11 protein-coding genes are annotated in these 11720 nt (G+C 67.8%); 6 read left to right on the plus strand and 5 right to left on the minus strand.

The window, feature by feature from the left end; genetic code table 11:
* Positions 1-103: 103 nt before the first annotated feature.
* From GF399_03605 to efp, 5 genes are all read right to left on the minus strand, one after another.
* Complete coding sequence (locus tag GF399_03605) at positions 104-847, minus strand: hypothetical protein (GenBank protein MBD3399399.1); 744 nt, start codon at positions 845-847, stop codon at positions 104-106.
* Positions 825-2237, minus strand: coding sequence for an MATE family efflux transporter (locus tag GF399_03610; protein ID MBD3399400.1), 1413 nt, complete (start codon positions 2235-2237; stop codon positions 825-827). The genes GF399_03605 and GF399_03610 overlap by 23 nt, the downstream gene beginning before the upstream one ends.
* 58 nt (positions 2238-2295) lie before the next feature.
* Positions 2296-2853, minus strand: a complete 558-nt coding sequence (locus GF399_03615; protein ID MBD3399401.1) for a peroxidase-related enzyme — start codon at positions 2851-2853, stop codon at positions 2296-2298.
* Positions 2854-3096: 243 nt separating this feature from the next.
* Positions 3097-3540 (minus strand): acetyl-CoA carboxylase biotin carboxyl carrier protein, encoded by a 444-nt coding sequence (gene accB / locus GF399_03620; protein ID MBD3399402.1) that lies wholly within the window; start codon positions 3538-3540, stop codon positions 3097-3099.
* A gap of 65 nt (positions 3541-3605) precedes the next feature.
* Positions 3606-4169 (minus strand): elongation factor P, encoded by a 564-nt coding sequence (efp, locus tag GF399_03625; protein ID MBD3399403.1) that lies wholly within the window; start codon positions 4167-4169, stop codon positions 3606-3608.
* A gap of 355 nt (positions 4170-4524) precedes the next feature.
* On the opposite strand from efp, the gene GF399_03630 reads away from it, so the two are divergent.
* From GF399_03630 to GF399_03655, 6 genes are all read left to right on the plus strand, one after another.
* Positions 4525-4965 carry an Hsp20 family protein gene (locus GF399_03630; GenBank protein ID MBD3399404.1) on the plus strand — a complete coding sequence of 147 codons (441 nt, stop codon included), beginning with the start codon at positions 4525-4527 and terminating at the stop codon, positions 4963-4965.
* A gap of 146 nt (positions 4966-5111) precedes the next feature.
* Positions 5112-5300: a zinc ribbon domain-containing protein gene (locus GF399_03635; protein ID MBD3399405.1), complete on the plus strand. Its 189-nt coding sequence runs from the start codon at positions 5112-5114 to the stop codon at positions 5298-5300.
* A 303-nt stretch (positions 5301-5603) separates the two neighbouring features.
* The gene (locus GF399_03640; GenBank protein MBD3399406.1) at positions 5604-8087 is read left to right on the plus strand and encodes a tetratricopeptide repeat protein; all 2484 of its coding nucleotides are present in this window, start codon (positions 5604-5606) and stop codon (positions 8085-8087) included.
* Complete coding sequence (locus tag GF399_03645) at positions 8081-9493, plus strand: NAD(P)-binding protein (protein MBD3399407.1); 1413 nt, start codon at positions 8081-8083, stop codon at positions 9491-9493. Before GF399_03640 ends, GF399_03645 begins: the two co-directional genes overlap by 7 nt.
* 53 nt (positions 9494-9546) lie before the next feature.
* On the plus strand, positions 9547-10908 hold the full coding sequence (locus GF399_03650; protein MBD3399408.1) for a glycosyltransferase: 1362 nt from the start codon (positions 9547-9549) through the stop codon (positions 10906-10908).
* Between the two features lie 7 nt (positions 10909-10915).
* Positions 10916-11720, plus strand: an 805-nt coding sequence (locus GF399_03655) for a glycosyltransferase (GenBank protein ID MBD3399409.1), incomplete at its 3' end; no start/stop codon positions are given.

Below are 11720 nucleotides of genomic sequence, written 5' to 3' on the forward strand. Positions count from 1 at the left end.
GAGGTGGACCGTTGCCGCCGCACCAACGGTCGCCGAGATGCAAAAACCGTGCCAGTTCCGGCTCGCTCGGGTGTTAGGTGACGGGCCCGGGCGGCGTCGTTTTTCAAAGGTCGGCGGGCGGGCGGTCGACCTGACCGTCGGTGATGATCCGTTGGACGAGGCTCCGCGGGATCTCCTCGAAAACGGAATCCGGCGCGGGCGGCTCATAGAACTCCGGGAGCAACCGTTTGGTTTCGTCGGCGGCGACGTAGAGCGGTTTAGCAACCAACTCCAGGGCTTCTGCCAGGCGGCGGGTGCCGACCTTGTTGACGAAGAGGTTGGTGGTCAGTTTGTCGGCGCCGCTAAGCGCCAGCTCGGCGCGGTTGACGGCGCCGAGGAGGTCGTCGTCGGCGACGAGCTCGGCGTTGAGGTCGGCCCGGCTGAGCTCTTTGGCCGCCCTCAATCCCTCGCCGCCGGGTCCCGAGTGCAGACAGAGGATCAGGACCGGTTCGAGAGCGGCAAGGAGTCGCAGCACCGTCGAAGAGCGGGAGATGGTGACGATGCGGCGTCCGCAACCGATGATCCGCCGGCCGCGGTCGTTGATTATGCTTTGCGCCAGGGAGGCTCGCTGACGTAGTTGGTTGAGCGCGGCGGCGGGGTCGGCGGCCTCCCGCAGCGTCCGCCCGAGGTTGAGCAGGGGGGCCATGTCCCGCCGACCGGCCAGCAGGCGACGGCCCAGCTCGGGCAGTTCGGCGGGCGGCAGGCGCTCGGCCACCAGCAGGGCTCGCTGGTAGAGTTCGGCGGCGCCGGAGCCGTCGTCGTTATCGATCCGTTCCAGCTCTGCGTCAAGCCAGCTCGACGGCGCCATCGCCCGCCTCCCGCTCCCGGGCCTCCCGGCGCAGGGCGCGCCAGCGGCTGAAGAGGATCAACAGCGCGCCGAGACCGGCGATCCAACCCCCGACGGCCAGGCCGAACCAGGCCCCGGTAACCCCGGCGACGCTGACACCCAGCCAGATGGCGCCGGGCTCCAGGGCCAGACGGTGGGCCACCGTGGGCAGCATGGCGTAAAAGCCCTGGTTCATGGCGTTGAAGTAGCCGTTGGTCAGCAGCACCAGGGCCACGCAGGGCAGAGCGGAGGCGGTGAAGAGGACCAGGGGGCGCCCCGCGGCGACGACGTCGGCCGATTCGCTGAACAGCCCCATCCAAAACTCGGGGAACAGGGCCAGCAGTCCGGCGATCCCCGCGGTGATCGATACCGTGATCCAGGTGGTGTCGATCGAGGTCTGCCGGGCGCGCCGGGGCATCCCGGCGGCGTGGCACTGGCCGATCATCACCATCGCCGCGTTGTTGAAACCGATGGCCGGCAGGTAGGCCAGGTTGAACAGGCGTTTGCCGACGCCGAAGGCCCCGACCACCGCCGTTCCCAAGGGGGTGATGATGTAGAGGATGACCTGCATCGCCACGGGCACCACGGTGCGCTGGATGAAGCCGGGCACGGCCAGACGCCACAAGCGACCGAAGACCTGCTTGTCCCACCCCCGGGAAGCGAGGCGCACCCGGATCGGCCCGCGCTTGGCCAGCAGGTGGATGAAGATCACCGCGAAGCCGATCACCCGGCTCAGCGCCGTGGCCAGGGCCGCCCCCGTGACGCCGAGACGGGGGAAGAACCAGATGCCGAAGATCAGCAGCGGGTCCAACACGGCGTTGATGCCCACGGTCAGCAGCAGGATGTAGAAGGGAAACTTGGTGTCCCCGGCGCCGCGGTACAGACCGGCGATGATCATCTGCCCCAGAATGGCCCAGACGCCCCAGTAGATGGTGGTGATGTAACCGTGGGCCCGCTCGACGACGCCGGCGGCCGCCCCCGTCGACGAGAGCAGGGGCCGGGCGATCGACAGCCCCAGCGGCATCAGCAGCAAAGTCAGGCCCAGCCAGGCCGCCAGGACGTAGAGCACGGTACGGTCGGAACGTTCCTGTTCGCCGCCGCCGATGTAGCGGGCCAGTACGGCGCTGGCCGCCGTGTTGGTCCCCGCGCCGGCGGTGATAATCAGAAAGTGCAAGGGGAAGCACAAGGCCACCGCCGCCAGGGCCTCCTTGCCCAACTGACCGACGAAGATCATGTCGACCACGCCCATCATCGAGTTGAGCAGCATCCCGCCGGCCATCGGCAGGGCCAGCTTGAACAACGTCGGGCGCAGCGGACCGCCGAGCAGGTCGGGCCGTCGGGCGCGCTCGGGACGGCGGGGTTTGTCGGTCAAGGAAGCCTTCCGGCGGCGAGCGTAGAGTCAATTGTAGCACAGTCGGCCGGTTCCGCCCTTAGTAGCGGTAACCCGCGCTTTCATCGTCGTCGACGGCGACTCCCAGACCCAACACCAAACGGTTGACGAAGTTGAAGTAGGCCGCCGTCTGGGCCGCCTGCAGGATCTCCTTCTCGCTCAACCCCGCCTCGCGCAGGCCTGCCACGTCTTCCTCCACCATCTCCTGGGGTGTGCGCGTCAGCTTGAGGGCGTAGTCGACGATCCGCCGGGCCTGTGGCGGTAGCACGGCACTGTCGGGATCGGCGGCGAAGGCCGCGACCACCTCGGCGTCCCGCCAGTAGAAATCCAGCGCCCGGGCGTGATGGGCCACACAGTAACGGCAGCCGTTGGCCGCCGAGACCGCCACGCCGATCAGCTCCCGCGTCGGCCGGGCCAGACCGCCGGGGGCGAAGACGGCGGCCAGGTAGAGCTCCAGATGCGCCGCCAGACTGCGCGGGTCCAAACTCTGCAACTCCAGCACCGCGGCCACCTTGCCGCGCTCCCCGCTGATGCGCTCATAGACCCCTTGTAACTCACCTGTGGCCGCAGCGGGCTCGATCGTCTCGATCCAGGGCATCTAGTCTCCTTCATCTTCGGCTTGAATGCAAAGCGCCGTGCACCCGCGCGATTAGTTGAAAAACGAACCTCTGCTTCGGCGCTCAAGCCCCGATTTCAGGCGCCGGAACCGGCGGTGAAATCCCTCACGGTGTTGGTGAGAATAGGCGATCGTTTTTATCAACGACACTCTTTGACACTCTTTGCGCTGGATGGCTAGTAAAAGGGCCCCGTCAGACGGGGCCGCTCGGGGGAGCAGAGGCGCTCAGGCCGGTCGGACGGCGAAGAGCTTCTGGCCGTACTCGACGGGCTGGGCGTTTTCGACCAGCACCTCGGCGATGACGCCGTCGAACTCGGCCTCGATCTCGTTCATGACCTTCATCGCCTCGACGATGCAGACGATGGTGTCGGCATTGATCCGGTCACCGACCTTGACGTAGGGCTCGGCGTCGGGGCTGGAGGAGGAGTAGAAGGTGCCCACCAGGGGAGCGGTGATGTAGCGCAGCTCACCGTCGTCGGCGGCCGGGGCGCTGGGTTTTGTCACCTGGGCCGCAGCGGGTTCGGCGGCTTCGGCGACAGGCGCAGCGGCGGGTACCGCTCCCGGAGTCTGTTTGAGTGTAACTGAGCGGAAAAGGCCCTTGATCTGGAGCTCGGCGAGTCCGGATTCGCGGAAAACCCGGATCAGCTCCTGGAGTCGTTCCCGATTCATCGCCCTCCAACCCGGTTGGCGCGGTCCCGTTGCGGTCCGCGTCTGGGGTGTCCCGGCGGCGCCGGTTAGTCCTTGACTCTGGTGACGTACTGGCCGCTGCGGGTATCGATACGGATCCGTTCGCCCTCTTCGATGAACAGAGGCACCTCGATGACGGCTCCGGTCTCCACGGTGACGGGCTTGGTGGCTCCGGTGGCCGTGTCGCCCTTGAGCCCGGGGTCGGCCTTGGTGACCAAGAGGTCCACCGCCGTGGGCAGGGCCACATCCAGGGGGTCGCCCTCGTAGAACAGGATCGAAATTTCCAGCCCCTCGGTGAGCCAGTTGACGGCTTCACCGAGCTGCTCGGCGGTCAGGCGCAGCTCGATATAGGTCTCCTGGTCCATGAAGCAGAAGAACTCGCCGTCGCGATAGGTGAAGGTGACGTCCTTGTCGTCGAGGGTGATGTCTTGCAGCTTCTCGCTGGTGCGGAACTTGTGCTCGAAGATGGCCCCGGACTTGAGGTTCTTGAGCTTGGTCCGGATGAAGGCCGGTCCCTTGCCGGGCTTGACGTGCTGGAACTCCACGACGCTGTGCGGTTCGCCGTCGTAGAGGAATTTCAGCCCGTTGCGGATGTCCGAGGTCGAGATCAAGGGCGTCTCCATTGAGGCGTAACCCGTCAGAGACCGGCGCTTAGCACACGGGCGCAGGCGGCCGACCGGGAGCGTTTGTTTTGATAAAAGGCATTCTATCACAGGGCCCCGGTCGGGGCAAGCGCGGTTGGTGCGTCAAAACGGCAGACCCGGCCGTCGGGATGGTGGAATTGACAGCCAAACCCGGTAACTAATATGGCGGCTCGTCTGACTGTAACATATCTGTTATCAGCCTGTTAGCAAGTTGATGCCTTTTGGCACGACTTTTGCATATAGTTTGGGGCGAGTGATGATTTGTTTCTGACGAGTCTGTTTGACATCTCACAACACGACAACCCCAGGGAGGAGAAAAGCGATGGCTATCATGCGTTGGAAGCCCAGCCGTCACTGGATCGATCTCCGCGATGAGGTCAATCGGCTGTTCGAGGACTTCGTCGGCACCCGGACCAAGAGCGGCGAGGACGTCGTCTGGGCCCCGCGGGTCGACATCTGCGAGACCACCGATGAAATCCGCGTCCGCGCCGAGCTGCCCGGCGTCTGCGCCGACTGCATCGACGTCGACATCGAGAACAACACCCTGATCATCCAGGGCGAGAAGCAGCAGGAACAGAACGAGGAAGAAGAGAACTACTTCCGTGTCGAGCGCGTCTACGGCAAGTTCATGCGCAGCTTCGCCCTGCCGCAACGGGTCAAGGCCGACCAAGTCAAGGCCAAGTTCAAGGATGGTATCCTGCACATCACCATTCCCAAGGCCGAAGAGGCCAAGCCGCGCAAGGTCAACATCGAGATCGAGTAACCCCGGGCTGCTGTTGGATGCGGGGGGCGCATCAACGCCCCCCGTTTTAGCTAAACAAGCCGGCGGGCTTGACAGCGATGGATTATTATGCAAGATTGCGCATGTAGTTCACTGCCGACGACACCGACAACCCGACGAGGGCGGCCATGATTACCTACACCTATCGCTGCGACGATTGCGGCCAGACCTTCGAGGCGCGCCAGCGCATCACCGAAGACCCCCTGACGAAGTGCCCCGCTTGCGGCGGAGCAGTCAGACGGCTGATCTCCGGCGGTCTGGGCACACTCGACGTGGCCCACGATTCCAGCAAGGCCTGCTCCTCCGGGGGCGGCTGAGGCTTTTCCTTCTAGGTCGCTTCCCAGGCGACGGGGCGTCCGGAGCGGACGCCCCGGTTTTTATGCGTGCTTGCTGAGCGCTCGGCTCGCGCGGGCGAGCCGCGGGCTTAACCGGTCCGGGCCGCCGTGCGCCGCGGGCCGTCACGGTTCTTGCATTCACGCCGGCCCGTGGCCGGCGTGGCAAGAACCGCGCCGGCCCTTTCAAGCGTGACCACTCCAAAGGCGACGAGACGGGTTCAACCCGGCCCAGCAGGCTGCGGACGGTGACCCGCCGCCGTCGCCGTGCTATAATGCCCCTCTGACATGCTTGACAGAATCAAAGCTATCGCGGAACGCGAGGGTCTGCGCTGGACAATGACCGTCGTCGGTCTGCTGGTCATCGTCCTGGCGGGTACGCTGCTGCGCGCCGGGTTGTGGACGGAGGATCCGGCTCTGGTCTCCGACGCCGCCCTGCGCTTCCGGCTGGCGAGTTACTTCGCCGATCCTGACGGGGCGCCGGCGGACTGGCCGGAGGCCGATCCGCGACTGCCGGAGGGTTCGCGGCCGCGGGAGGAGTTCCTGCTGACCCAGGACGCCCTGGTCGGCTGGAGTTATCGCTGGTTCCACGATGGTTACGCTGAGCGGGCCTTCGTCGACCATCTGCGGTTGTTCACCTCGCTGACGGGCTCCCTGGTAGCCGTGGGCGTCTTTCTGTTGGCCCGGCTGTTGTGGCGGCGGCGCTGGGCGGCCCTGTTGGCGGCCCTGGTCGCCTGTCTGGCTCCGGCGCTGTTGGCCCGTTCCGTCGACGTCTACCTGCGCGAGCACCTGGCCCTGCCGCTGATCCTGCTGGGCTGGGCGGGGGTGCTGGGGGTGATCCGCGCCCTCGGCGACGGCGAGCCGCGCAGCGGGAAGACGACGACCTGGTCGATCGTCGCCGGCTTCGGTCTGGGGGCGGCCCTGATCGTCTGGCATCTGACGGGCTTCGTGCTGACGGTAACGGCGCTGCTGCTGGCCGCCTACCTCGTCTGGCGGGCGCCCCGCTGGTACGCCGGGGGCGAGGCGGTCCGGGTCCGGGCGTTGGGCGTTCTCAGCGCCGTGCTGGGGGCAACGACGCTGGTGTTGTCCCTCGTCGCCGCGCCGTTGCGCAGCAAGGGTTTCTACCTGGCCCCGGCCACGATTGTCTTCGTCGTCTGCGCCCTGGTGCTGCTGGTCCCCCGGCTGGGCCGAGCGCTGCTGAGCCGACGACGGTGGACGGTCCTGGCCGTCGTCGGCGGGGCGGGGCTGCTCTTGCTCGCCGGTCGGCTGCTGGGGGTGGGTCACGGCGGAGAGTTCAGTCATATTTACGAGCTGCTGGCGGCCAAGCTGGGTCACCTGGGCGGCAAACCGGCGGACCCGGCGGAGCTTAACTGGATCGTCTCGTCGCTCTGGAGCGGCCCCTTCGCTTCGCCGGAGCCCTTCGAGGCCCTCTACTCCTTTTGGCTCCTCGGCCCCCTGGGGCTGGGCGGAGGACTGTTGGCGGCGCTGCGCTTCAAGCGCCGGGAGCTGGGCGATGAAACGCTCTGGCTGCTGGTGCTGACGGCGGGCTTCGTCATCGCCTGGCTGTTGTTCAAACGCCTGTCCGTCTTCGCCGCTCCCCTGCTGGCGATCCTGGGGGCGGGGGTACTGACCTGGGGCCTGCTGCGCCCCTGGCTGGGTCCTGTGTTGTTCGGCCTGGCCGGCGGGTTGACGGTCTATCAGTCGGCGGCCCTCGACGTCCACAATCCGGTCAAGGAGCTGTTGGCGGGGATCGCCGCCCCGACACCGGACTGGCCCGACGATCTGGGCGGCGAGCTCAAGGCCGTCGCAGGCTGGCTGGACGAGGAGACGCCGCCCGGTTCGCGCTTCGCGGCTCCCTATAACATCGCCGCCATGCTCTACGCCCGGACGGAGCGGTCGACGGCCCTGCACTCGATCTGGGAGACCCCCCGGGCGCGGGAGCGCGCCGCGGCCTTCAGCCTGGCCCTCTACGCCGACGAAGACGAGCTGTACCGCCTGCTCGACGACTGGGGCGTCGATTATCTGGTACTCGACGCCGCCGGCGTCCTCGACGACGGCCCGGAATCGAGCCGCTACGCCGCCGACGCCCTGAAACCGGGCGCGGATGAGGCGGCCTATCTGCTGGGGACGAACCCGGCGGCCACCGAGCGTTTTACCTTGCTCAGGCAGACGGACTCCTTTCGCATCTTCAGTGTGGGCAAGACTGCGGCGACGAACTGCTTCTACGGTGAAACCGCGGAGCTGCGCCTGACCGGTCTGGACCGGGACCGGCGCCCCGTCGGCGACTACAGCCCGCTGTTCGATCCGGAGTCTCCGATCGTCCTTCGAGCCGCGAGCCGCCTGGAGCGCCTGGTCGACGCCGTCGCCGATTACAACGCCGCCGTCGAGCTCTATGAGACCCAACGCCACGCCGCCGCCGCCCGTCAACTGGAGGCCGTGCTGGCCGATTTCGGCGATCTGCGCCGTAGCTCCTACCTGCTGGCCGAGTGCCGCTACCACGCGGGCGATCCCCGCAGCGCCCGTGCGGCCCTGGAAACGGCCCTGGAGCACCATCCCGGCGATCTGGACGTGCTGATCCTGCAGGTCAAACTGCGGGCCCAGTTGTGGGATATCGACGGCGCCCTGCGCCAGACCCGGATGCTGCTCGAGCGCCTGCCCGACGAGCCCCGGCTGCACTATCTGCTGGCCGATCTGAACGACGCCCTGGGTCGGCGCGACAAGGCGGCGGAACTGCGCGGCCAAGCACAACGTCTGGAAGGTGAGTCATCGTGAAGCGCGACCGTGTGATCATCCTCGGCGGGGGGCTCTGCGGTCTGGCCGTCGCCGACGAGCTGGGCGCCGCCGGCGTTCCCGGCCTGGTGCTGGAGGCCGCTCCGCAGCCCGGCGGACTGGCCGGCGGCTTCAGCGACGGCGGCTACCGTTTCGACTACGGCCCCCACCGCTTCCACACCCCGGACCCGGTCACCCGGGATTACTTCCTCGGCTTGTTCGCCGACGGCGAATATCTGACCCCCCGGCGCAAGAGCGAGATCCAACTGGTCGGCAAGCGCTTCGCCTATCCGCTGGAGCTGGGCGACGTGGTGCGCAACCTGGACCTGGTCGACAACGCCCGGGCCTTTCTGGATTATCTGGTCTCCTTCGCCCGCAACCGGCTGGCCGCCCCCGCGGAAAACAGCTTCGAGGACTGGGTGGTCAACCGCTTCGGTCGCACACTCTACGACCTCTACTTCGGTCCCTACACCGCGAAGCTCTGGGGCCTGCACCCCTCGCGCATCTCCCTGGACTGGGCCGCCCAGCGGATCAGTCTGGTCAACCTCTTCGACGTCCTCAAGCGCCTGTTGTCGCCGGGCCGCGAGGACGAGCCGCGAACCTACGCCCGCGAGTTCCTCTACCCCAAGGCGGGCATCGCCGAGCTGCCCCGGCGCCTGGCCGCCCGGGCCGTCGAGCGCGGCGCCGAGGTGCGCTGCGACGCCCGGGTCATCGCCGTGTCGGCGCAGGACGACGGCTTCAGCGTCACGGTGCGCAAAGCGGACGGTTCGTCCTACGTGGAGACCGCCGGCGCCCTGGTGAGCACCCTTCCCCTGGCCGAGCTGCTGGAGGGTCTGGAGCCGCGGCCGGCGGCCAGCGTGCTGAGGGCGGCCCGGGGCCTGACCAGCCGCGCCGTGGTCTTCGGCCACCTGGGCTTCGCCGGGCGGACCCCCTCGGACAACCACTGGATTTACTTCCCCGAAGCCGAATACTCCTTCAACCGGATCAGCGAACCGGTGAACTTCGCTCCGAGCCTGACCCCGCCGGGCCGGGCCGCCCTGACCGTCGAGGTCAGTTGCGCCGTCGGCGACGAGCACTGGAACCGCGAGCGCGAGGGCTTGATCGGGACGGCCGTCGGCGGGCTGCGCCGGGCCGACCTCCTCGCCGTGCGGCCCGAGCGCAGTTGGCTGACCCGCCAGCCCCACGCCTACCCGGTCTACGACATCGGCTACGAGGAACGCCTGACGGCCTGTCTGAAAGCGGCCAACGCCCATCCGGCCCTCGTCACCACGGGACGCCAGGGGCTGTTCCGCTATGGCAACATGGACCACGCCCTGATCATGGGCCGCAAGGCAGCCCTCGTCGTCCTCGGGCGCCTGGACCGTGCCGCCGCCCAGGCCGTCGGTACGCAGAGCGAGTACTTCGGCTGAGCCGTCGCCGGGCGGGCTGTGCTAAGCTGTGCTAACATGGGATAGACGGATTGATGAACGAGCGCGCCACAGCTCCCGCCGCTCTGGTGGTGGTCAAGAGCTTCCCGCCGCTACGCACCGAGCCCAACACCGCCCGGCTGCTCAAGTACCTCGGTCGGCTGGCCCCGCGGATCGATGTTCTGCACGGCCTGCCCGGCTGGGGGGCGGCGACGGGGGCCTTGACCCGGGACGACGACCTGGCGACCCAACTGCCGCCGACGGTCCAGCGTCATCCCGTCAGCGTGGCCAATCCGCTGCGCGGCCTCAAGAACCTGCTGCGCGGCGGAGACGGGAACGATGAACTGGGGACACGGCGCCGACGGCTCTCGCCGCTCGGACGGCTCTACCGCTCCCTGCTGTTCATCCCCGACGCCGACTACTTCTGGATCTGGCCCGCCGTTCGTCACGGCTTGCGTTTGCTTACGGAACTACGCCCCCGGGTGTTGGTGACCTCGGGCCCGCCCTTCTCGACCCACCTGGCCGGTTGGGTGCTCAAGCGGCTGACCGGGGTGCCCTGGGTGGGCCACTTCCGCGACCTCTACACCGCCAATCCGCTCTACGTGCCCTGGAGCGCCTGGCGGGCCGCTTTCGACCGCGCCCTCGAACGTCGGGTGATCGGAGCCATGGACGCGGTGACCACGGTCTATCCGGAAACGACGGCGCTGCTGGAGCGGCGCTGCGGCAGGCCGGGCCAACGCTACCTCACCGTGCGCAACGGCTACGACGAAGCGGTCTTTAATGAACCGCCCCAACCCGCCGACGGGCGGGAAGGCCCCCCGGAGCAATTGAGCCTGGTCCACGGTGGCAAGCTGCTGGCCGATGACGCCGACGGCCAAACGGCCCATCGCCTGCTGGCCGCCCTGGCGGACCTGCTGGAACGCCGCCCGAAGCTGAGCGAGAACCTGCGGTTGACCCTGGTGGGCAAGGTCCATCCGAGCTATCGCCGGGTGGTGGACGAACTCGGCTTGCAGGAGACCGTCACCATCGCGCCGCCGGTGACCAACCGGGAGATGATCGCCCGCACCCTGGCCGCCGACATCAACCTGGTCATCCTCGAGGATTCGCCGCGCAACATGGCCACCACCGGTGGCAAAATCTACGAGTGCCTGCGCGCCGGGCGACCGATTCTGGGGATCATGCATCCCCGCTGCAGCGCGGCCCGGCTGATCACGGAGCTCAACGCCGGTCGGGTGGCACCCTACCGAGACACGGCGGCCATCTCGCGGGTCCTGGAACAACTCGTCGACGACCTCGGCTCCGGCGGTTTCGCCTACGGCGGCCCCGAGCGCGACACCTTCGTCACCCGCACCAGCTTCGAGCACCTGGCCGAGCGCTTCGCCGAGGTGTTGAGTTCGGTCTTCGCGGGGGTCGATTAAAGGATAGGTGCCGATTATCAACAAGCACATTCTTTGTCTGGTGCGCAATTTCCCGCCCCTGCGGACCGAGCCGAACACGGCGCGGATCGTCAAGTACCTGGGGCGGGCCGGTTGGCGTGTTGACGTGCTGCACTCCCGCCCCGGCTGGGGGGAGTCCCGGGGCTACCTGACCCGGGACGAGGCGCTGCTGGAGCAGTTGGGCGACAACGTCCATCCCCACCCGGTCACCACGCCCAACCTCCTGCGCGGTGTCGAGCAACTGCTGCGGCGGCTCGCGGGTGGGAGGGGCCGCGAGACCTCGGGCCTGGGCTCGCGGACCACCTGGCGTCGCGGCGGCGGACTGCGCGGCCTCTACCATTCGCTGACCATCCTGCCCGACGGTGGGCGGCCCTGGATGCTGCGCTGCCCGGTTCCAGCGCTGCGCCTGATCAGGCGGCTGCGGCCTTCACTGCTGGTTACCTCGGGACCGCCCTTCTCCACCCACCTGGCCGGGTGTTGGATCAAGAGCCTGACCGGAATCCCCTGGGTGGCCTGGTTCCGCGATCTGTATACAGATAACCCGCTCTATGTCGAGTGGAGCCCCTGGCGCCGCGGCTTCGACCGCGCCCTGGAGCACCGCGTCGTCGGATACGCCGATGCCGTGGTGACCGTCTATCCCGAGACCACGGAGCTGTTGCGCCGACGCTGCGCCCGACCGGGCCAACTCTACCGCACCATCCGCAACGGCTACGACGAAGAGATCTTTGCCGAGGCCTGCGGGCGGATCGAGGCTGAGCGATCGGACAACAAGCTGGTCCTGCTCCACGGCGGCA

The sequence above is a fragment of the Candidatus Coatesbacteria bacterium genome (genome assembly GCA_014728225.1).
GTDB lineage: Bacteria > RBG-13-66-14 > RBG-13-66-14 > RBG-13-66-14 > RBG-13-66-14 > WJLX01.